The organism is Pseudohalioglobus sediminis, from assembly GCF_008370495.1.
In the GTDB taxonomy this organism is placed as follows: domain Bacteria; phylum Pseudomonadota; class Gammaproteobacteria; order Pseudomonadales; family Halieaceae; genus Halioglobus.
The window spans coordinates 179232-200050 of the sequence record NZ_VTUX01000007.1 but is presented as its reverse complement, the minus strand read 5'-3'; the positions used below and the strand labels follow the sequence as shown (position 1 = coordinate 200050).

Genomic DNA, 20819 nt, shown 5'->3' with positions numbered 1-20819 from the left:
TGGGCTATAATGCGGTGCAGATATCAATATTGCGCAAAAAAGGTTTTCAGCTTGGGTGAGTCAGCGACAAACGGCTGTTTGATCAGAGCCGAATTCCGCCTCTTTGAAGAGCTGGCGGCCCAGGCTGTGGGCTGGGAACTCGACTTCTGCCAGTTCAGTCGGGCCACTGCGCCATTTTTTCTTGAGCAGGTTGCCGGATCGTCGGTGGTGATCAGCCGCGCTGTGCTGCCAGCCCGTTTTTACCAGCGCGGTGCGGTTGCGCCAGGCTACCGCACGGTTTCGCTGCTGGCGACCGGGGTCGGGCCGCAATCATGGCGTTGGTGTGGCGAGTCGGTAACGCCACACAGCCTGCTGGTCATGCCATTGGCCGGCGATTTCGAGTCCGTTTCCAGCGCGGGCCTCGACACCCTGCACTTAACCCTGCCAATAGCGCTGCTGAGTGATGTGGCGGAGCGTCATTTTGATCAGCCGCTACATAGATTGATGCCGGATGAGCGCGGTTTCTGCGCCAATGGCGGAGCGCCACTGTTGCGGTTGCGGCAGCTGCTGGCGCAATACGCACCGGGCCAGGTGGCAACACAGCGAGCATCGTATCCGCCGTTCGCTGCGCTGGTGGAGCGGGAAATGGCGTACCTGGTGCTGGCATGCCTGCAAGCCAGCCAGGTTCGCGAGCCGGTGGTTCCCCGTGGCAAGCGCTGGTTGGTTCTCGACAGGGCCGTGCGCGAAATTACGGCGGCGCAGGGCAGCTCCATGAGCGTGGCACAACTTGCATCGGTTGCCGGTGCCTCGAGAAGAACCCTGGAGAATGCGTTCCGGGACGTGCTGGGTGTCAGCCCGGCGACTTACATCAAGGCGCTGAAATTGCACAGGCTGAACCGGGCGCTATTGCACAGTGATGCCAGTCTCATCGGGGTTGCAGAGCTTGGCCGGCTCCACGGATTCCGTCACTTGGGCCAGCTCGCCGCCGACTACAGAGTGGCTTTTGGCGAGTTACCATCGGCTACCTTGCAGCGCCAGCCCGAATAGTCCTGTCGGGATTTCACTGCCTTCAATGGCCCCGGGAGCGGCCACAGCCGCGATCTGGCCTGGGCCACGACCAAACCCCGGTCCGCCGCCAAACCTCCGCCCCGGGCTGCTTGCAGGTCACGGCTCATGACCATCGGTTTAGCGATTATCGGAATACACAGGTGTCGCGGGACCGGGTGTAGTTGCGGGCACAATCCCAGCCGTCTCCCGAGGCGTTGAGAAAGGCATTTTTCGGAACCTGCACGGGACGACAGGCTTGTTCATGTTTTTGATAGCCGCGTTCGCACTTCCAGCCAGTCCCATAGGGGGCATCGATCAGGTACCCATGCTCCGGCACCTCAATGGCGATGCATTCTCCGCTGATGGGTCGATAGCCGCGTTCACACTTCCAGCCAGACCCGTAATCGCTATTGGTCAGGTAACCATGCTCTGGCACCTTGATCGCGGTGCAGGTGCTGTTGGTCGCCCGGTATCCGCGCTCGCATTTCCAGCCCGGCTTGAAGGACCTGTCCGCCAGGTATCCATTGGCAGGCACCTTGATGGCAAGGCACTCGCCCCCGCTCTCCAGGTACCCTCTTTCGCATTTCCAGCCATTGCCGTAAATGGCGTTGGTCGGATAAGCGTTTTCCGGTATTACAATCGGATCGCAGCCGTCGCCGGCCTCGCGAAAACCCTGGTTGCACTCCCATCCCTTGCCGTAGTTTTTGGCTGTTGCGTGATTCGGCACAGTGACGGCTGCGTCTTCTGCAACAGTCGCAGCCGGGAGAAAAAGTAATAACAGTAGAAGCAAGGTAATGCTTGCCGGTATCGGAAGTGATGGTTGAACAGTCGTCATGTGGTGCTCTCCCTGCCCGACATTCGAGCATGGTGAAAAAACGCGTTTTTCAGGTGGCGTGTTGTGTCGTTATCCGTCTGTACAGCCTTGGGGCTGGAATCCTGACAACGGTCAGTTGCTGACGGAGGATGAGGCTGAGTGGAGGAAGGTAGTGGTGGAAACTCTGTCAGGGCACCAGTGTACAGGAAAGTGCTCACTAAAGCGGTGACTTTCGGGAACAGCGTTCACGCTGGAATCTTGCCGCAGTGAACAAACGGGTACTCGCGCCGGCGTATGGCAGGCGTCATCCAACCCTTTATCGCGTGTCGCGCCAGTCAGTCGGATGGGAGCCGGGGGATCAGTTGACAGGCAGGTCATCGCTTGCAGGGGGCGGCTCGACACTGTCCAGCTTGCTGCGACGTGCCGCTTCCTTCTGCTCGCGTTTCTCTTCCTTTTTCTTTTTCTTGGCGAGTTCTCTCTGCCGCTTTTCAAATGAATAATTGGTTCTGGCCATGCCCAGCCTCATATGCTCGATATCGGTTTATCAACTCAGGGTACGGTATTTACCGGCCGGAAACTGCACAATTGTCGTGTCGTTGTCGTAAAGCTGTTTGGCGGGGGTGGCGCGCGTATCCCAATGCAAATTTGCAAACCACCTGCAGACAACTCTCTATTGGCTGGCGGTTTAACTTGGTTTTGCGGGATTCAATATGTCCTGGAACTCGCAAATTGCCGCGTACTCCCAGCCAGCATGTAACTGTTGGCAGGCATGCAGATTGAAAACCTGATCCCGGGAATACCAGGCGATCTGCTGCAGTTCCTTACGATCGAATGACAGAATCTGGCCATGGTATTCGGCGCCGTAAATGCGATGCCAGCGGTTGTTGTGCGGGTAGTCACCTATATTGTGCAGGTCGCCGACATGAATTTTCAGCTCTTCTGTCAGCTCGCGTCTGACCGTATCTTCAAGATGCTCCCCGGATTCAGTATGACCGCCCGGCAGCCCCCATTTGCCTTTGGACTTGGCTTTGGTGTGATGGTGAATTGCCAGCAGGAACTTGTCTTCGGTATGCAGGATGCAGCGGGCGGTTTTATAGTCTTTTAAAGACACAGTGTTCATGGATTTCCAGCGTGTGAGGGCAGAGGGGGCGAGTCAACCCGGCGTTCAATCCGGGGTAGAAACTGCTGCAGCACTGTACCACCATCGCTGTCGCAATATGCGGATATTACTGTGCGATAGTTGTAGTGAATTGGTCATTCACCAGTGAACCCGGCCCAGCGAATCTTTGGTCCCGGTTGTTATTTTTCACGCTGGCCGGGCTGGTGGAGCTGCGCCGGATAGCCTAGAATTCGCCGCCTTCCCCATCCGCGCATAACAACTCCTCCGCTGATTGGTTTTCTTCTTTGCCGCGTACCGCAAGGTCCGCGCATGACAGTTTTAGGTATAGAACCCGATGTTCGAGATTCACCCGAGTAAAGTCGCGACCGTTAAAAATGACGTGCTCTCAGGCCTCACCGTGGCACTGGCCCTGGTGCCTGAGGCGGTAGCCTTTGCCTTTGTCGCCGGGGTAGAACCGCTGGTGGGCCTGTATGCGGCCTTTATGGTGGGCCTTATCACCGCCTGCATTGGCGGCCGTCCGGGCATGATTTCCGGTGCTACCGGCGCCCTGGCGGTGGTGATGGTGGCGCTGGTTGCGGACCACGGCGTGGAATACCTGTTTGCCACCGTGGTATTGATGGGCATATTGCAGATCGCCGCCGGCGCCATGCGCCTGGGCAAGTTTATCCGCATGGTGCCGCACCCGGTAATGCTGGGCTTCGTCAACGGCCTGGCAATCGTCATCTTCCTCGCCCAGCTGGGCCAGTTTGGCACCCCCGGCGAGCCCGGCTGGCTGGCCGGTACCTTCATGGAAGGCTCGATTATTGACGTTGCCTGGCTTGAGGGCCAGCAGCTGTACATGCTTTGCGGCCTGGTGCTGCTGACCATGGCAATCATCCACTTCCTGCCGCGCCTGACCACGGCCATCCCGTCGTCACTGGCCGCCATTGTGGTGGTAAGCCTGCTGGTGGTGGGCATGAGCCTGGATACCAAGGTGGTGGGCGATGTCGCTTCCATCAAGGGTGGACTGCCACAGTTCCATATCCCCTCGGTACCGTTGAACTGGGAAACGCTGGTTATCATCTTCCCTTACGCGGTAGTCCTCGCCGCGATTGGCTTGATCGAATCGCTGCTGACCCTGCGCCTGGTGGATGAGATTACCGAGACCCGCGGTCGCGGTAACAAGGAGTGCGTTGGCCAGGGCGTCGCCAATGTGGCGACGGGTTTCTTCGGCGGCATGGGCGGTTGTGCCATGATCGGGCAGAGCATGATCAACGTGAACTCGGGCGGGCGTGGTCGCCTGTCCGGTATTTCAGCGGCCCTGTTCCTGCTGGCATTTATCCTGGTGGCTTCGCCGCTGATCGAACAGATCCCGCTGGCGGCACTGATCGGGGTGATGTTTATAGTGGTGATTGGCACCTTCGAGTGGTCCAGCTTCCGGGTACTGCGCAAGGTGCCCAAGTCTGACGCGATGGTGCTGGTGCTGGTGTCGGCGGTGACGGTTGCCACAGACCTGGCGATGGCCGTGGTCGTGGGGGTGATTGTGTCGGCGCTGGTGTTCGCCTGGGAACACGCCAAGCAGGTACAGGTGAAGGCGATGGAAGACCACAAGGGCTCGACTGTCTACGCGGTCAGCGGCCCGCTGTTCTTTGGCTCTGTCACCTCCTTCCTGGAACAGTTTGACCCGGCCGCGGCCAATGACGACGTGGTGATCGATTTCGCCGAGTCGCGGGTTTGTGACCACTCCGGTCTGGAGGCGATCGACACGCTGGCGGAACGCTACCTCAATGCCGGCAAGACCCTGCACCTTGTCCACCTCTCGGCAGAGTGCAAGCAGTTGCTGCGCAAGGCCGGTAACCTGGTGGAGGTCAACGTGATTGAGGATCCCAAGTACTTCGTCGCCGAGGATGCACTGGGCTAGCTTCGACGCCTCCCGCCGTGGCGTTTTAGCCTCGTATCGCGGTAGTGGCCGCTCCTGCAAGATGAAGTGAGCGGCCCTGGCGATTGCAGCCTAGAACTGCGGTTCCGTACCGTGGGTGCCGAGGTAGTGTGATTTCGGGGTGGGCGCCTCATCCAGGATGTCGCTGAACTCGAACAGGCGCTCATAGCGGGTTTCCCGGATCAGCCACTTGCCGTTCTCTTTCACATAGCGGTCCCAGTACAGCACAGTGCCCTCGGTGAAGGCCTTGTGATTCAGCACCCAGAAGCGATCCTCGAGATACCAGATACCGGTGGCCTCGGTCTCGGACAGGATCTGGATCTCCGGGTGGTGGCCGTGGTGCTGCCCGATGGACTGCTTGCTGAAGGAAAAGCCGATGTTCTTCAGGTACTCGTCTTTACCCTGCAGTTGCCAGTGGTAATCCCCGCCCTTGAAATCCACGGTCACATCCTCGTGGAACAGGGTGGCCAGTTCGTCCATGTTGGCGGTATCCACGCAGCGGAAGTAGGCGTGTTTGAGCTGTTTGATCGCCTCGATATCCATTAGCATCTGGATATTCTTGCGCAGCTCATCGATACCACCCGTGCTGGCCTCTAGGGGCAGCCCCTCGGTAATGCCCATGTTGGCCTTGTTGAGTATCATTCTGTCTTCACTCATGGCGTTTGCTCCATTATTTTTCCGTGCATTATAGAGCAGTACAGACCGGGCTCAGTAGGCGGAAGCGGTCACTTGCATTGACATCAAGGGCGACAATGACTGTAGGAGCGGGTTATCAGGGCGAATACCAGATCGCCGAGGTGTAGGCCCGCTCCTGCTGCACCATGGGTGTGCCCTCCGGGACCTCGGCGCCGGTGAAGCGTTTGGCCTCATAGGCCGTCCAGCGTGGGGTCGGGATCTCCAGAACCCGGGCGTAGTAGAAAGCGCGCTGTTCGGGGTCAAAGTCGGGGTCTTGCCATACAGTGATCAGTTCCGGCGCCCCGATAGTATTGGTCCAGGTCGCATTGGCCACATCCACGGTATTGCCCACCGGCGGCAGCTTGCCGTCGTTCCCGGGTTGGCGTTCGCCTGCCCAGACCACGTCATACACTTGCTCTTGCGGCTTGCCTTTCCGGTCCAGCCAGCCCTTGACGATCTGGATGCGGTCGAGGTTGCCGCTGAATGGGTCCTTGCGCGCGGCCACCAGGAAGTTTGGTGCGTCGCCTCTCGCTTTGCCCAGCAGGCTGCCCATGGGTACACCCTTGCTGTAGCCGGCCTCACCGGGCGTGCGGGAGCGCGCATCGTCTGCGTCAAACTCCCAGCCGCCGAAAAAGCGCACCACTATGCGTGAGCCTGTGGTGGCATAGGTCTCGCGACGTTTCATGGCGTCGAACAGCGCGCCGCGGGTGTTCTCCGTGGACCATACCGCGGCCAGGCCGCTTGCGGCCTGCTGCCAGCCGAAGATGCACATGTCGCCGAAACAGCCCACCGGGTGTGTCATGCGTTCGGGGCCGGGCTCTGTGCCCGAGTGCTTGCCAAAAAAGTTTTCCTCGGCGGCGGTGGCCAGCGCGGTATGACTGTCGGTAGAGCCGATAAACCCGACCTGGTAGGGGTTCACGCCGAGCTTGTCCTCCAGTTGCAGGCCCAGCTTGAGACCGGAACGCCCGTACTCGTATTGCAGCATGTCCTCAGTCTTGACCTCGGTCAGGGTGAGGTTGCCCATGTCCCAGGTCTCGTAGTCGGCGAACTCATCGTTGGGCGACAGGAAGGGGTGGGCTTCGCCGTCACCCTTTATCTGGGTGATTTCATACAGCGGTTCCCATTTCATACGTGTCTGTGCGTACGTCTTGTTGATCTTGCGACCGGTAAAGGAGTCCACCAGCGGAAACATGATGCCGTTACTGAGGTTGCCGTTGTGAGCGATGGCGAGCAGGTTAGCGCCGGTGCGGTCGTGCACGCTTTGCAGCTCCTTCCAGAGATCTGTGGGGTTGTCACTGCCAGCGGGCTTGAGCGTGGTGTAGGGCAGGCTTTTGCTGGCCACGTCGCCGCCGTCGCGGTAGATCACCACCCGGTGCAGGTTGGCGCCGTTGGTATTCGAGGTCCATTCGTAACCGATGAAAGCGGTAAATTGACCGGGGTCGTTGGCTTGTTCCGCGGCGTCAATGGCCAGCTTCCAGGCGGAGCTGTACACCGGGGAACCGGGCAGCGACGCCAGCTCCGGCGGGAAACTGCCGTCGGAGAAAGACGCGATAATCTCCAGCGCCGCGTTGACGGCAGTTTCGCCGCCGGCCTGTACCATGTCGTACCAGCGCTTGCCGGTTGCGTTGGCCAGGTAGGATGGCTCACCGCCCAGCAGGGTGGGGAAGAAGCCCATGTTGTCGGAGTGGTCCGCGACTACCAGGAAATCCAGGGGGCGCGATAGCCGCGCCTTCAGCCCGCCGGAAGAGGTGACTTCCTCACCCCTGGCGAAACGGTAGGCATCGTGGGGGTCCAGTCGGGCACCGAAGGCGCCGGCGTCAAAACTCATGGAGGTGTGCAGGTGGGTATCGCCCCAGTAGACCTGGCCCGGAAAGTTGCGCCCGGCATAGGGGGAAAAGCGGGTCTGGGCTGGCCAGGCCTCGTCCAGACTGGCTTTGCCGGGCGCGGGGGCCTGGGCGTGCACCGGTGCACTGGCCAACAGGAATGTGGTGATCAGGGTCAAGAGTGGGCGTTTATTCACTTTGTTATGGCCTCGCGAGCGGCTAGGATATCGTGCCTTTAGTGTAGCCCATCGGAGTTGAAAATCAGCCGTCTGATAAAAAACAGGGTCTTTTGTGCGGATTAGCGTGCGACCCATTGTGGGCGTTGTTCGCGCTCTCTTGTTGTCCTGCCTGGCAGCCAGTGCCCCGTGGGCCACCGCCACCAATCCAGTCACCGAGATTGCCACGGGAGACATCCCCAAAGGTACGTTGGGCCTGGGATTTGGCTGGCGTTTTGGCAACAGCCCCTATCGCGGTATAGACGACATATCCTCAAAGGAGACGGAACAGGACTCGGACCTGCTGCCGTTCTACTTCTATGAGGGCAAGTACCTCTTTTCCCATGGCAGTGCCGCAGGCGTACACCTCATTGACACCGGGGGCTTCACTGTTGACGCCCTGATCGCCTATCGCTTCGACCGCCTGGAGCCCGAGCGCGACGATTTTTTTGCCGGGGTGGAGGAGCGTGAGCAGAGCCTGGACGGTGGCCTTCGCGGCAGTGTGACAGGGGATTGGGGCAAGGTTTCATTAACCTGGCTGACCGATACCCTGGATCGCCACAATGGCGAGGAAATCGACCTGACCTACCGCTTCACCTGGGTGGGTGAAAAATGGACCATCTCGCCTTTTGCCAGCTATGTGCACTGGGACGCGTCGCTCACCGACTATTACTACGGTGTTTCAGCGGGCGAAGCCCGGGACGACCTGCCGGTCTATCGACCGGGTGCATCCACAACCTGGCGAGCCGGCGTCAACACCAGCTATCGCATGTCCAAGCGCCTGCGGCTGTTTGCCAATCTCTCTGTAGACCGTCTCGACGACGTGGTCGCCGACTCGCCGCTGGTAGATGAGGATTGGCTGCCCGCGACCACCATCGGCCTGGCCTACGCATTCGGAAATGTTCTTGATGACCGCCAGTCGGGCCGGCGCGATGCAGAACGGGAAGGGGAATGGAGTTGGCGCGTCAATTACGGCTATACCGCGGAAGAGACCTTCCACACGGTGCATCGCGGTCAGCTCAAACGCAGTGACGACGTGCACACCTACCTGGCCGGACTCACCCTGAGCAAGTTGGCACTGGACGGCAAGCGCCTGGATGTATGGGGCAGGGTCTCGGTCAACCGCAGGCTGGAAAATGATCTGCAGGACGATTTCTGGGAGATTAACCCCTATATCATGCTGATGGGTGCGGGCTACTCGCCGTGGAGCAATCGCGAACTGTTCCGCTACGGGTTTGGCTACGGTTTTTCCTATGCTGACAGCGTGCCTATCGTGGAGCAGGTCAAGCAGGAAAAACGCGACCGCGACACCTCCCATTTCCTCAACTACCTGGAGGCGACGGTGGATTTCCCGCTGCGCAATCTTTTCGGTGATCGCGGTTGGTGGCGGCACTGTTACAGTGGCCTCACCTTGGTGCATCGCTCTGGCATCTTCGGCAGGGTCGATATCCTGGGGAACGTTTCCGGTGGCTCAGACGTGGTCACCGGTCACCTGGAGTGCAAGCGATGAAAAGCTGCAAACACGGTCTTGTCGTGCTGATACTGTTTCTTACCAGTGCCTGTGTCATGCAGCCGGTGGTCTATGACGAGGAGCGCGCGCAGGCGGTAGACGACGCGCTGGCAGCATTTCGCGCCCGCGAGGAACTGACCCCGTTTTTTGAGCAGGCCCTGGCCTATGCCGTATTCCCTGCCAACTGGCGTGCCGGCACCGGCTTTGGCGGCGCGTTCGGTACCGGTTGGCTGCTGGAGGGCGGAGAAGTAACGGGCCGCGCGCTGATGGTCGAAGCCTTTGTGGGCGCGAACCTGGGGCTTCAGGGTGACCGCAAGATTCTGTTCTTCCGCAGCGAGTCCGCCCTGGACCAGTTCAAGCGCGGTCGCTTTGAGTTCACCGGCCAGGCCAACGCCAGCGTGGCCACCGTTGGCAAGGCGGTCACGCCCGGCTACAACCCGGACGTGGCCATGTTCGTGGAAGTGCGCGGCGGGCTGATGCTGGAAGCCAGCGTCGGTACCCAGCGCTACGATTACTTCCCGCTTGCGGTCGGCAGGGTCGCGCCCTAGCCGGGGTCAGGTTTCAACAAACGCGCGCTCGATCACGTATTCGCCAATGTGCCCATTGCGTGATTCGCTGAAGCCGCGCTGGTCCAGCAGCCCGCAAATATCCTTGAGCATGGTGGGGCTGCCGCAGATCATGAAGCGATCCTGCTCCGGGTCCACCTGTGGCAGGCCGATGTCACGCTCCAGTTTGCCGCAGCGCAGCAGGTCGGTGAGGCGGCCGTTGTTGATGTATTTTTCACGGGTGACCGTGGGGTAGTAGATCAGCTTCTCGCGCACATCATCGCCCAGGTATTCATGCCGGGGCAGGTGCTCGGTGATCAACTCCTGGTAGGCCAGTTCGTCCACCTCGCGACAACCGTGGGTGAGGATGATCTTGTCATAGGACGCGTAAATTTCCGGATCGCGGATAATGCTGAGGAAGGGCGCCAGGCCGGTGCCGGTGGCGATCAGGTACAGGTGCTTGCCCGGCAGCAGGTTGTCTTGCACCAGGGTGCCGGTGGATTTGCTGTTCACCAGCAATTCATCTCCGGGCTGTATGTTTTGCAGCTTCGAGGTCAGCGGGCCGTCCGGCACCTTGATGCTGAAGAATTCGAGTTCGTCCTCGTGGTTGGCGCTGGCCAGGCTGTAAGCGCGCATCAGCGGCTTGCCCTGGTGCTCGAGGCCGATCATGGTGAAGTGCCCGTTCTTGAAACGGAAACCGCGGTCGCGGGTGGTCTTGAAGCTGAACAGGCGGTCGGTCCAGTGGTGTACTTCGGTCACCTGTTCCCTGAGCAGTGTTGCCATGGTGTTCTCCCGTGCTGCATTGCAACGCGCGCGCCGGTCCGGCACCCGCGGGTCTGATTTGTGTTCAACGGGGGGCATGATAGGCACTGTCCAGATATCTGTAAAAACGATATATTAGATATATGTAATCGGAAATGCAGATATGAGATTTACCCTCAGGCAGTTACAGGTGTTCCTGGCCACAGCCCGCGACGAGAACATCAGCCGTGCGGCGCAACAGTTATCCATGTCCCAGTCCGCCGCCAGCGGCGCGCTCAAGGAGTTGGAGCACCAGTTCGGTGTGCAGCTGTTTGATCGTGTGGGCAAGCGCCTGCAACTCAGTGAGCTGGGGCGGGAGTTGCGCCCCCAGGCGGAGAACCTGCTGGCCCAGGCCGAGGCCCTGGAACAGGCCATGAGTGGGGATACCGCGGGTTCACTGCGGCTTGGGGCGACCCTGACCGTGGGCAATTATCTCGCCGTGCCGATGATTGCCGAGTTCCGCGAGCGCTACCCGGGGACGGATGTGTCGCTGCATGTCGCCAATACCCGCGCCATTGTCAACCGCGTGGCAGATTTTGAGCTCGACGTGGGCATGATAGAAGGGGAGGTCAGCCACCGCAGCCTGGAGACCCTGCGCTGGCGCGATGACGAGCTGCAGGTGTTTGCCGCACCCGATCATCCGCTGGCGCAGCGTGCCAGGGTGACCGACAGGCAGTTGCAGCAGCAGGCGTGGATTGTGCGCGAGCCCGGTTCGGGCACCCGCCAGGTCTTCGAACGCGCTATGGCCGGTATTCTCACCGGGCTGGATATCAGCATGGAGTTGCAGCACACGGAGGCCATCAAGCGCGCGGTGGAAGCGGGGCTGGGCGTGGGTTGCCTGTCACGCATCAGCCTGCGCGAGGCCTTTGCCCGCGGCTCCCTGGTACCGTTGGCGGTGCCCCAGCGCGATTTTCGCCGCCAGCTCAACCTGATCCTGCACCGGGACAAGTTTCACAGCGAAACCCTGCGTCGCTGGCTGCAGCTGTGCAGCGAGCACAGCGACGACGGGGCCGGGTGAGTCAGGCGGGCACGGGGCGGCCGGCGCGGCGGGCCTGGAACTCCAGTGTCATCACCGTGAGGGCCGGCAGCATGGTCAGGGTGACCAGCATGGCGCCAAGGATGCCAAACAGGACGATGGCGCCGACGCCGCGATACAGCTCGGTGCCTGCGCCCGGCAACAGTACCAGCGGCGCCAGGCCACACAGTGTTGTGATCGTGGACATGGCAATTGGCCGCAAGCGCGCATGCACCGCCTCCACCACGGCCGCCAGCGGCGTGTCGCCATTGTTGAAATTCTCTACCGAGCGATGCACCACCAGGATCGGGTTGTTGACCACGGTGCCCATGAGGATAAGAAAGCCCAGCATGGAGATCATGTCGAAGGGCTGCACGATTTCCGACAAGCCTACCAGTGGCAGCAGGCCGCCAACGCCGTTTAGCAGCGACAGGCCGACAATGCCCCCGGCGATGCCCAGGGGTATGGAGGCGAGGATTAGCAGCGGATAGCCCCAGTGGTTGAAGATCGCCACCATCAGCAGGTAGACGATGAACAACGCGACCAGGTAATTGGCCAGCAGTGCCTCGCGGGTGGCGTCCAGTTGATCCGCCGCGCCCGAGATGACGATATTCACGTCGGAGGGAATGTCACCGCGTTCCTGCAGGTACTGCACCACATCATCCTGGACCTGGACGACGCCACTTTCCAGTGGCACCTCGCGCGGCGGAATGATGTTCAGGGTGACAGTGCGTCGCCCGCCCACGCGGCGGATGCTGCTGGTGTCCATGGTTTCCTCGAAGTCAACCAGGGCTCCCAGCGGCACCACGTTACCGAGCGGCGTATACAGGGGTAGCTGGCTGAGGTTGTCCATCTCCACGTCCAGTCCCGAATCGCTGTACAGGTACATGTCGATCTTGTCGTCGCCCATGAAGAACTCGTCCACATAGGCGCCATCGGTCATGGCAGAAATGGTGTAGCCCAGCGCCTCCGCTCCCAGGCCCAGTTCCGCCGCGCGCTCCCAGCGTGGGCGGATTTGCATCATCGGCTGGGCCAGGCTGAGCGCCCGCGGCTGGCTCTGGATGCGCGGCTTGTCGAACACTTCCCGGGCGCGCTCTTCGGCGCGCTGCGCCACCCGGTAAATGGACTCAAGATCCGGCCCGGAGATATCCAGGTTGATGGAACGCGTGCCGCCATTGTTACTGGTGATAATGGAGCCGCGCGCGGCGAAGGCACGCATGCCGGGGAAAGACCTGAATTTTTCGCCCAGCACGTCCATCAGGTCCTCGATGTCGCGCGGCTCCACCGGCTCGGCAATGACGAACAGGCTGTCGGTCATCACGCGCAGGTTCATGTATTTGATCGCCGGCACCTCGGTTTCACCACGGTGGTACAGTTCCGGATCGGCGTCCACGTGCGGCAGGAAATAACGTTCCACCTCGGCGCCTATCTCTGTCATGGCGGCCATGTTGTAGCCGGGCGGCGCGCTCATGTTGGCGAAAATTTTTGGCTCCTCGCCCTCGGGCAGGTACTCCGCCGGCGGTGTCAGCAGCATGATGATGGCGGTGCTGGTGGCCGCGGCGACCAGTACTGTGCCCAGGCGCCGGCGCGGCGTCTGCAGCAGCCATTCCACTGCCGCCAGGGTGCGCGCACGCAGCCTGCCGTCACTGGCGCCGCTGTTGCCAGTGCGCTTGGCCTCGTTGACAAACTCGAGCCGCGCCGCCGCCGTGGGCAGTACCGTAATGGCCACCAGCATGGAGGCCAGGATGGCGGCGGAGATGGCGATGGCGACGTCGGAATAGAGCTGCCCCGCCTCCTGCTCGATAAACGCCACCGGCAGGAACACCAGCACGGTGGTCATGGTCGAGGCGAATACCGCCGGCCAGACCTTCCTCACGCCCTCCACCGCCGCACGCAAACGCTCGGCACCCTTGCGCCGTTCCAGTTCGATGCTTTCCAGCACCACGATACTGTTATCCAGGGTCATGCCGAGCGCAAAGGCGATGCCGGCCAGGGAGATCACGTTGATGGTGCGCCCCGCCAGCAGCAGGCCGAGAAAAGCCACGATCACACACAGCGGAATGCCGATCACGCCGGCCAGCGTGGCGCGGCCGGAACGCAGGAACAGGTACATCACCACGGTGGCGAACAAAGCGCCCAGGAACAGGTTCTGCCATACCGTGCGGATGGAGTCCTCGACATAGACCACGTCGTCGGCAATCAGGCGTATGTCCATGCCCGCCGGTGCCATCACCTGCTTCTGCAGCAGTTCCACCTCGGCGATCATCTGCCGCTTGATGTCGATCACGTTGGAGCCGGATTCGCGGCGTACCCCCATCATCAGGCCCGGGGAGCCGTTGAAACTGGAGGTGCCGCGCTTCTCGAAATGGTCCATGCGGATATCGGCGACATCGCCGAGCCGGATAATGGTGTCGCCGCGGCGGGTGATGATCAGCTGCTGCAGTTCTTCAAGATCCGCAAAACGGCCGATGGTGCGCAACAGGTACTGGCGTTTCCCCGACTCCAGGTCACCGCCGGAGCGATCGCGGTTGCGCTCGCGTATGGCGCTGCGCACGTCCATGAGGTTGAGCCCGCGCTGGGCCAGTCGCGCGGGGTCGACCAGAATCTGGATCTGTCGCTCCGAGCCCGCCCAGATGGTGATATCCGATACGCCGGGAACACTGGACATGCGCGGCTTGACGTTGTCCTCGAGGAAATCGCGCATCAGGTCCATATCCAGCTGCCGGGGGTTGCCGGGCTGCGGCGTGATGGTAAAGAACATGAAGGCGTTGCTGGAGTAAGAGCTGGCGAAGATCTGCGGTTCGTCCACATTTTCCGGGTAAGAGGGAACCTGGTTGAGCGCGTTGTTCACGCGAATCATCATCTCGGTGGTGTCGGTGCCGAGGGGGAATTCCAGTTCGATGCGCGCCGAACCCGTGGAGGCGGTGGCGGTGATGCGGCTCAGGTTGGGCAGGTTGCGCAGGTAGTCTTCCTGTTCGATCAGGATCTCCTTTTCCACGTCCTGGGGCGTGGCGCCGGGCCACACCGTGCGCACGCTGATGGTGCGCACGTCGAGGTCAGGGATCATCTGCACCGGTATGCGGGTGGCCGCGACAATACCCAGTACCGCGATGATGAGGACGCTGACCGTAACCAGTGTGCCGTTGCGCACGATATGCTCGAACACGGTTTTAACCCTCCGGTTGGTAAACGCTGACCGCCTGGCCGTTGCGCAGTGACTCGTTGCCGGTGATCACCACCTGCTCGCCCGCGCTGATGCCACTGGTAATTTCGATGCGCCCATCGAAGCGAAAGCCGACCTGCACCAGGCGCTCGGCCGCGGTGGGCACGCCATCGACCTCTTCCACCACCCATACCACGATGCGTCCATCAGAGTAGCGCAACACCGCATCGCGCGGCACAGTCACCCTGCGTTGCCCGGTAGGCAGCCGCAGTTCGGCGCGCGCGGACATGCCCGGCAGCATTCTCGGTATCGACTCCGCGGGCCCCACCCGTACCAGGAAGGTGCGCAGGTTGGGGTCGGGTGCCGGTACCCGGGATAAGACCTTGCCGCGGTAGAGTTTGTCCCGCTGCGCGCCAAGGCTGAAAGCCACTGGTGTGTCTGTGTCCACCATGCCCAGGTAATCCTCGGGCACCTGCAGGTCCAGGCGCAGGCTTGCAGTGGAGATCAGTGTCAGTACCGGTTGCCCGGGGGTGACCCACTCACCCAGTTCCGCGCTGCGGTCACTGATCACGCCGGCAAAAGGTGCCTTGAGCTCGTGTCGCGCCAGGATGCCGCGTCGATAGCCGCTCTCGGCACGCGCACGCTCAAGCGCGGCCTCGTCCTCGGCGACCTCTGCCTCCAGGTCGCGCACCACGGTTTTGGCGATGCTCTGGTTCGGCGCCAGGCTGCGCGCTTCCTCCAGGCGGCGTCTGGCGTCAGCCAGTGCGCGTTCGGCCTGGGATTCCGCGGCGAGCGCGCTGCGGTACTGGTACTGCGCGAGTTCTGCATCCAGCTCCAGCAACGGCTGGCCTGCATCGACCTGCGTGCCGGCATCCACGGCCAGTGCTGTGACCAGTCCCGAGGTCGCCACAGACAGTTCTGCATGACGCTCCGCGGTGACGGTGCCGGACAACTGGATAACCTGGGTGATGTCGCGTTCGCTGGCAACTTCAACAGACACAGGTGCCGTAGCCGGCTGTGCCAGCGTTGGAAGGGCAAATAATGCCAGCGCAAAAACACTCAGTAGCTGGATACGAAGCATGGCCTCTAGCAATCTCCTGGTTGGGGGTGGCAATGATGACGGCTTTTGCCCGCGAGTGCTATTGCGGGTCCCTGCCGGGCGTCGATGGCCGGCGTCATCAGCTTGTACGGGTTTGATTACGGGATGTATACGCCCCGGGGCCACTTTTTCGATCAGTCGTAAGCGAGGACCCGCGCTGTTTACGGCTTGCGGTAGACCCCTATTTACAAATGATAACCATTCGCATTAATCTTAGGGCGAAAACACGGCAACGTGCTGTATGACCTGTGCCCGTTTACCTGAGATTCGAGTCAGAGCGGGAAGGTGATACAGCACCGGGCTGAATCCGGCACAGCCGCCAGGGTATTAGCCAGTTTTCGACGCCACCAGGCCACGAAGAACGGGAGAATATAATGAAGTCCAGGTATGTAGAGCTGTCGTTACCGGTTGACGTGCTCTCGCGACTGTTGCGGGAGCGCTCGCTGGTAGCCAGTGAATTTCGCTGTTTGAACCGCGATTCCGGAGAGGCCAGTCGGCATGCGATCAAGTCCAGCCTGATCCGGTCGGGTACTCCGGATTAGCCGGTTTCCGCCGCGCCGCGGGTGGGGCGGCGATGGTTCTCGGCAAAGCGGATGACCACCTCGCCGATCAGCAGGGTAACGACCACACCGCTCACCACGGCCCATTCGAAGCCGGCGCCGGGTGTATACAGGAACAGGAATATCGACAGCGCCAGGATGGTGATACACAGACCCGCGGCCAGGTGTGCCGAACCGCTGCCACCCGGGACGCGGTAGGGTCGCGGATGGTCCGCGTCTTCCCGCCGCAGTTTGAGGAAGGTCAACAGCATGCCCTGGTAGGGCAGCAGGAAGATCACCGCGCTGAACGCGAACAGCGACCAGAACAGGTCTTCGTTGGTGCCGGCCAGGAAGCCGTAGAGCAGCAGGCAAAGGGTGCTGACCAGTCCCATCAGCACGGCGGCGCCCACCGGCGTACCGCGTTGCGGGTCCTCAAGGGCAAAAATGCGGGGTAATTCACCCTCGGTGGCCGCTTCTGCCGCCGCCCGGTTGCAACCCAGCGCCCAGGTTACGCCATTGGAGAAAAAGGAAAACAGTGCGCCCAGGCCGAGCAGCAGCACCAGTGTGCGGCCGGCGGCGCTGTCACCAAAAAACAGGGTGAGGGTGTCTACCAGGCCCTCTACCAGGTTGATGTCGCCAGCCGGGATAGCCGCCAGCACGGCCATGGTGCCCAGCGTGTACAACAGGATGATAATGACGCCGGAGATGAAAATGGCTCGCGGTACGTCCCGTGCGGGGTCCTTCATCTCCTCGCTGCCGGCGCTGGCCAGTTCGAAACCGAGCATGCCGTAGATGATGGCGGGAATGTACTGGGCGCTGCCGCTCCAGTCCGGTGTCAAGGTTTCCACCGTCAGTGGATTGGCCATCCCGGCATCGGTGACGTGCACCGCGGCGCCGATAATGATGGCAATGAAGATCGCCACCTTGAGGATGGCGCCGATATTGGGCACCCACTTGCCCACGTCCAGGGTGATCACGTTGACGGCAACCGCCACCCAGGTGAGGCCGATACCGATGGCGATCTGTGCCGCCATGGACAGGTCGGGGAAAAACATCTGCTTGAACACGCCGGCAAAGAGGATGTAAATGGCGGGTATCCATACCGCGGTGTTGACCCAGTAGCACCAGGTGGCCCGTGATGCCCAGCGCCCGCCGTAACCGTCGCGAATCCACGCATAGATGCCTCCCTGTTCAGGGTAGGCGCAGCCCATCTCGGCGCAGATCATGGCGAAGGGCACGAAGAACAGGACCCCGAGGATGATCCACCAGGATATTGCAGACGCGCCTACTGATGCCGCGGCTGTGAGTGTGTCGGCGAGCAGGATGGCGGACACGGTGAACAGCACCAGGTCGCGAAGCTTCAGGGTCTTTATGTGCTCAGACATTTATTGTTGTTCCCTTGCTGATTGGACATCGCGGCTGTGGCCGCTCCTACAGGGTGCCAGTGCCGTTCGAATCATCGCGGCTGTAGCCGCTCCTACGGGACCTGTTCTAGTTGTTGTAGGAGCGGCTACAGCCGCGATGACTCACTTACCAGGCCTGATTGTACGAACGACGGCCCCTGCCATCGACAAAAAAATCCCGGCGCGTGGCCGGGACTGGATATTCTACTCAGGAAACACCGTAGTGTTTTGCCGTCTCATCCAGCGCCTGTGCCAGCATGTCGGCCAGCGCATCGATCTCTTCGGTGCTGCAGATCAATGGTGGCGCCATGATCATGGCGTTGCCGGTCTGGCGCACCATGAGGCCGAGCTCGTTGGCGGTGTTACGGCAGAACACGGCTCCGGCGGATTCGGGCGCCAGCTTCTCGCGCGATGACTTGTCGCGTACCAGCTCCACGGCGGCGAACATGCCGCGACCGCGCACCTGGCCGACGATGCGATGGTCAGCCAGTTCACGCAGGCGCGACTGGAAATGCGGGGCGATATTGGCGGCGGCGTCGGCAATCACATTGCCTTCTTTGAGAATCTTCAGCGTCGCCAGCCCTGCGGCTGCAGCGGCGGGGTGGCCGGAGTAGGTCAGGCCGTGGGCGAACTCGCCCTCGTGCGCCAGCAGTACGTCGACGATCTTGTCGCTGACCATGACGCCACCGAGTGGCTGGTAGCCGTTGGTGACGGCCTTGGCGAAGGTCATCAGGTCCGGCTTGATGCCATAGGTTTCCGAACCGAACCACTTGCCGGTGCGACCGAAGCCGCAGATGACCTCGTCCGCAATCAGCAGGATATCGCGCTCATCGCAAATACGCTGAATCTCCGGCCAGTAGCTGTCCGGCGGGATGATAACGCCACCGGCGCCCTGGACAGGCTCGGCAATGAAGGCGGCCACGTTGTCTTCGCCCAGTTCATCGATTTTTTCCTCGAGCTGGCGCGCGATGCGCACACCGAAGGCATCCGGGTCCTCGTCAGGACCCACCTCAAACCAGTGTGGCTGCTCGATGTGATGCACGTAGTCCAGGCCGTTGGTCTGGTCATGCATCGGCCCCATACCGCCGAGTGAGGCGGCGGCGATGGTGGAACCGTGGTAGGCGTTCTTGCGGCTGATGATGAGTTTCTTCTGCGGCCGCCCCTGCAACTGGTAGTAGCGGTTCACCAGGCGCAGGTTGGTATCGTTGGCCTCGGAGCCGGAGTTGGTGAAGAACACGTGATTGAAGCGTTCCTCGGTGACATCCACCAGCGCCTTGGCGAGTTCGATGGCGGGCTGGTTGGAGCACTGGAAAAAGTTGTTGTAGTAGGGCAGTTGCTGCATCTGCTCGGTGACGGCGTCAACGATGGACTGCTGGCTGTAACCGAGGTTGCAGCACCACAGACCGGACATGCCATCCAGCATCCTGTGGCCGTTGCTGTCGTAGATGTAGATGTGTTCGGCACGCGAAAACACGCGGCCGCCGTGCTCCGCATAGTCCTTGAAGTCGGTGAACGGGTGCAGGTGGTGAGACCGGTCCAGCTGTTTCAGGTTGCCACTGTTCGCTTGCATGTTCATTGCCTTGCCTCCCTGGTGTAACGCAGGTGATCCCGCGGCGTTGATACCCGGAAGTGGTATGGCCGAGGGTGATAGATCGTTGGTAGAGTGTGGCACAGCCATAGGGACAATAAATTACCCCAAAAGTGGTGTTTGAACGCCGCAGCAACAGGAAACCGCGCATGCCTGATATCCAAGCAACACTGCAAACCTTCCTCGACGAAAACCCTGACATCGAGATATTTGAAGTCATGCTGAAGGACCTTTGCGGCGGGCTGCGCGGCAAGTGGGTGACGCGGGACAAGATCCACAAGGTGATGGCGGGGCAGCTGAAAATGCCCCTGTCCACGCTGGCATTTGATATCTGGGGTCGCGATGGCGAGGAGTGGGTGTTCGCAACCGGTGACGGGGATGGCTACTGCCGGCCCGATATTCGCACCCTGGTGCCAACGCCATGGGCTGAACGGCCCAGCGGGCAGGTGTTGATGTCCATGGCGCAGATCGACGGCATGCCCTGCCGTTATGACCCGCGCATGATTATCACCGGGCTGGTAGAGCGCCTGGCGGAACACGGCCTGACGCCGGTCATGGCCACGGAAATGGAATTCCACCTGCTGCAGGCAGAGATGGATCCCAGCGGGCTGCCCCAACACACACAATCCGATCGCCTGGGCGGAACCCTGGCGGCGGGGCAAACCTACGGTATGGACGCCATGGCGGAGCAGGCCCCCGTGCTGCATGCCATCCGCGATGCCTGTGTCGCGCAGGGATTACCGGTGGATACGCTGATCAAGGAGTCAGCGCCATCCCAGTATGAGATCAACCTCTATCACACCGCGGATGCACTGCTCGCGGCCGACCAGGCGGTGATGCTGCAGCGCGCGATCAAGGGCGTGGCCCGGCAGCATGGTTACCGCGCCACCTTCATGGCCAAGCCCTTTGCCGATATTCCCGGTAACGGCATGCACGTGCACTGCAGCCTGCAGGGCGCGGACGGCGGTAATGCCTTTGACGACGGCACTGACCAGGGTTCACCGTTGTTGCGCCAGGCCATTGCCGGCTGCCTGGATATGCTGCAGGAAAGCATGCTGCTGTTTGCCCCCAACCTGAATTCCTACCGCCGCTTCCAGCGCGGCACGCATGCGCCACTGGCGCCCACCTGGGGTTACGAAAACCGCACCGTCGCTATACGCGTGCCCGCGGATGCGCCCTCGGCGCGGCGCATCGAGCATCGCGTCGCCGGCGCCGACGCCAATCCCTACCTGGTTATCGCCGGAATCCTTGCCGGCATCCTCCATGGCATCGAGGGCGAACTCGAACCGCCGACACCGCTGGAGGGCAACGCCTACGACCAGGTGCCGCCCTCGCTGCCACGCTACTGGCCGGATGCGCTGGCGTATTTCCAGGGTTCCGAAGTTGTGCGCGCCCGCTTCGGCGAGGACTTCCAGAAAGTATTCAGTATTCTCAAACAGCAGGAGTTGGATGAGCATGACCGGCAGGTCACCGTGCTGGAATACGAGGGTTGCCTGTAGCGCTACTGCACAGAGCATGGCACTGGCGAGTGCCGGATGATGTCGCCACGCCATGGTGCGATTCGA

The 20819-nt window shown here is 61.3% G+C and carries 17 protein-coding genes; 7 read left to right on the top strand and 10 right to left on the bottom strand.

Features of this window, described 5'->3' with window-relative positions; translation table 11 throughout:
• The first annotated feature begins 78 nt into the window (after positions 1-78).
• Positions 79-1026, top strand: coding sequence for a helix-turn-helix domain-containing protein (locus F0M18_RS14605; protein ID WP_188109736.1), 948 nt, complete (start codon positions 79-81; stop codon positions 1024-1026).
• A gap of 145 nt (positions 1027-1171) precedes the next feature.
• Here the strand turns inward: F0M18_RS14605 and F0M18_RS14600 are convergent, their stop codons facing one another.
• The 3 genes from F0M18_RS14600 to F0M18_RS14595 form a co-directional block, all read right to left on the bottom strand.
• Positions 1172-1861 carry a hypothetical protein gene (locus F0M18_RS14600; protein WP_149612193.1) on the bottom strand — a complete coding sequence of 230 codons (690 nt, stop codon included), beginning with the start codon at positions 1859-1861 and terminating at the stop codon, positions 1172-1174.
• Positions 1862-2198: 337 nt separating this feature from the next.
• Positions 2199-2354 (bottom strand): hypothetical protein, encoded by a 156-nt coding sequence (locus tag F0M18_RS19990; RefSeq protein ID WP_188109735.1) that lies wholly within the window; start codon positions 2352-2354, stop codon positions 2199-2201.
• Positions 2355-2525: 171 nt separating this feature from the next.
• Positions 2526-2960: an NUDIX hydrolase gene (locus F0M18_RS14595; protein ID WP_149612192.1), complete on the bottom strand. Its 435-nt coding sequence runs from the start codon at positions 2958-2960 to the stop codon at positions 2526-2528.
• A 334-nt stretch (positions 2961-3294) separates the two neighbouring features.
• Here F0M18_RS14595 and F0M18_RS14590 point away from each other — a divergent pair, with 334 nt between their 5' ends.
• A complete protein-coding gene (locus F0M18_RS14590) occupies positions 3295-4860 on the top strand; it encodes a SulP family inorganic anion transporter (RefSeq protein WP_149612191.1) in 1566 nt (521 codons plus the stop codon).
• Positions 4861-4950: 90 nt separating this feature from the next.
• Here F0M18_RS14590 and F0M18_RS14585 read toward each other — a convergent pair whose 3' ends face one another.
• Together F0M18_RS14585 and F0M18_RS14580 are read right to left on the bottom strand one after the other, a co-directional pair.
• Complete coding sequence (locus F0M18_RS14585) at positions 4951-5535, bottom strand: nuclear transport factor 2 family protein (RefSeq protein ID WP_149612190.1); 585 nt, start codon at positions 5533-5535, stop codon at positions 4951-4953.
• 115 nt (positions 5536-5650) lie between these two features.
• Entirely contained in the window at positions 5651-7573 is a 1923-nt protein-coding gene (locus F0M18_RS14580) for a DUF3604 domain-containing protein (RefSeq protein ID WP_262500962.1), read from the bottom strand.
• 106 nt (positions 7574-7679) lie between these two features.
• Here F0M18_RS14580 and F0M18_RS14575 point away from each other — a divergent pair, with 106 nt between their 5' ends.
• Positions 7680-9101 (top strand): MipA/OmpV family protein, encoded by a 1422-nt coding sequence (locus tag F0M18_RS14575; RefSeq protein WP_188109734.1) that lies wholly within the window; start codon positions 7680-7682, stop codon positions 9099-9101.
• A complete protein-coding gene (locus tag F0M18_RS14570) occupies positions 9098-9649 on the top strand; it encodes a lipid-binding SYLF domain-containing protein (RefSeq protein WP_149612187.1) in 552 nt (183 codons plus the stop codon). The genes F0M18_RS14575 and F0M18_RS14570 overlap by 4 nt, the downstream gene beginning before the upstream one ends.
• Positions 9650-9655: 6 nt before the next feature.
• Here F0M18_RS14570 and F0M18_RS14565 read toward each other — a convergent pair whose 3' ends face one another.
• Positions 9656-10429, bottom strand: coding sequence for a ferredoxin--NADP reductase (locus F0M18_RS14565; RefSeq protein ID WP_149612186.1), 774 nt, complete (start codon positions 10427-10429; stop codon positions 9656-9658).
• 142 nt (positions 10430-10571) lie between these two features.
• On the opposite strand from F0M18_RS14565, the gene F0M18_RS14560 reads away from it, so the two are divergent.
• Positions 10572-11465: a LysR family transcriptional regulator gene (locus tag F0M18_RS14560; protein WP_149612185.1), complete on the top strand. Its 894-nt coding sequence runs from the start codon at positions 10572-10574 to the stop codon at positions 11463-11465.
• 1 nt (position 11466) lies between these two features.
• On the opposite strand, the gene F0M18_RS14555 is transcribed toward F0M18_RS14560, so the two are convergent.
• Both F0M18_RS14555 and F0M18_RS14550 read right to left on the bottom strand, forming a co-directional pair.
• Positions 11467-14628 carry an efflux RND transporter permease subunit gene (locus tag F0M18_RS14555; RefSeq protein WP_149612184.1) on the bottom strand — a complete coding sequence of 1054 codons (3162 nt, stop codon included), beginning with the start codon at positions 14626-14628 and terminating at the stop codon, positions 11467-11469.
• Positions 14629-14632: 4 nt separating this feature from the next.
• Positions 14633-15706, bottom strand: a complete 1074-nt coding sequence (locus F0M18_RS14550) for an efflux RND transporter periplasmic adaptor subunit (RefSeq protein ID WP_149612183.1) — start codon at positions 15704-15706, stop codon at positions 14633-14635.
• A gap of 392 nt (positions 15707-16098) precedes the next feature.
• Between F0M18_RS14550 and F0M18_RS19985 the strand changes: the two genes are divergently transcribed.
• Entirely contained in the window at positions 16099-16266 is a 168-nt protein-coding gene (locus tag F0M18_RS19985; protein WP_188109733.1) for a hypothetical protein, read from the top strand.
• Here the strand turns inward: F0M18_RS19985 and F0M18_RS14545 are convergent.
• Entirely contained in the window at positions 16263-17648 is a 1386-nt protein-coding gene (locus tag F0M18_RS14545; protein ID WP_149612182.1) for an APC family permease, read from the bottom strand. The genes F0M18_RS19985 and F0M18_RS14545 overlap by 4 nt on opposite strands.
• 226 nt (positions 17649-17874) lie before the next feature.
• Positions 17875-19242 (bottom strand): aminotransferase, encoded by a 1368-nt coding sequence (locus F0M18_RS14540; RefSeq protein WP_149612181.1) that lies wholly within the window; start codon positions 19240-19242, stop codon positions 17875-17877.
• 161 nt (positions 19243-19403) lie between these two features.
• On the opposite strand from F0M18_RS14540, the gene F0M18_RS14535 reads away from it, so the two are divergent.
• Positions 19404-20753 (top strand): glutamine synthetase family protein, encoded by a 1350-nt coding sequence (locus F0M18_RS14535; protein WP_149612180.1) that lies wholly within the window; start codon positions 19404-19406, stop codon positions 20751-20753.
• The last annotated feature ends 66 nt before the right edge of the window (positions 20754-20819 follow it).

Bases quoted from the DNA above. Each gene is read 5' to 3' on its own strand.
- F0M18_RS14560 (WP_149612185.1), top strand. From the start codon at position 10,572: ATGAGATTTACCCTCAGGCAGTTACAGGTGTTCCTGGCCACAGCCCGC.
- F0M18_RS14565 (WP_149612186.1), bottom strand. From the start codon at position 10,429: ATGGCAACACTGCTCAGGGAACAGGTGACCGAAGTACACCACTGGACC.
- F0M18_RS19985 (WP_188109733.1), top strand. From the start codon at position 16,099: ATGAAGTCCAGGTATGTAGAGCTGTCGTTACCGGTTGACGTGCTCTCG.
- F0M18_RS14540 (WP_149612181.1), bottom strand. From the start codon at position 19,242: ATGAACATGCAAGCGAACAGTGGCAACCTGAAACAGCTGGACCGGTCT.
- F0M18_RS14570 (WP_149612187.1), top strand. From the start codon at position 9,098: ATGAAAAGCTGCAAACACGGTCTTGTCGTGCTGATACTGTTTCTTACC.
- F0M18_RS14595 (WP_149612192.1), bottom strand. From the start codon at position 2,960: ATGAACACTGTGTCTTTAAAAGACTATAAAACCGCCCGCTGCATCCTG.
- F0M18_RS19990 (WP_188109735.1), bottom strand. From the start codon at position 2,354: ATGGCCAGAACCAATTATTCATTTGAAAAGCGGCAGAGAGAACTCGCC.
- F0M18_RS14550 (WP_149612183.1), bottom strand. From the start codon at position 15,706: ATGCTTCGTATCCAGCTACTGAGTGTTTTTGCGCTGGCATTATTTGCC.
- F0M18_RS14600 (WP_149612193.1), bottom strand. From the start codon at position 1,861: ATGACGACTGTTCAACCATCACTTCCGATACCGGCAAGCATTACCTTG.
- F0M18_RS14590 (WP_149612191.1), top strand. From the start codon at position 3,295: ATGTTCGAGATTCACCCGAGTAAAGTCGCGACCGTTAAAAATGACGTG.
- F0M18_RS14545 (WP_149612182.1), bottom strand. From the start codon at position 17,648: ATGTCTGAGCACATAAAGACCCTGAAGCTTCGCGACCTGGTGCTGTTC.
- F0M18_RS14585 (WP_149612190.1), bottom strand. From the start codon at position 5,535: ATGAGTGAAGACAGAATGATACTCAACAAGGCCAACATGGGCATTACC.
- F0M18_RS14535 (WP_149612180.1), top strand. From the start codon at position 19,404: ATGCCTGATATCCAAGCAACACTGCAAACCTTCCTCGACGAAAACCCT.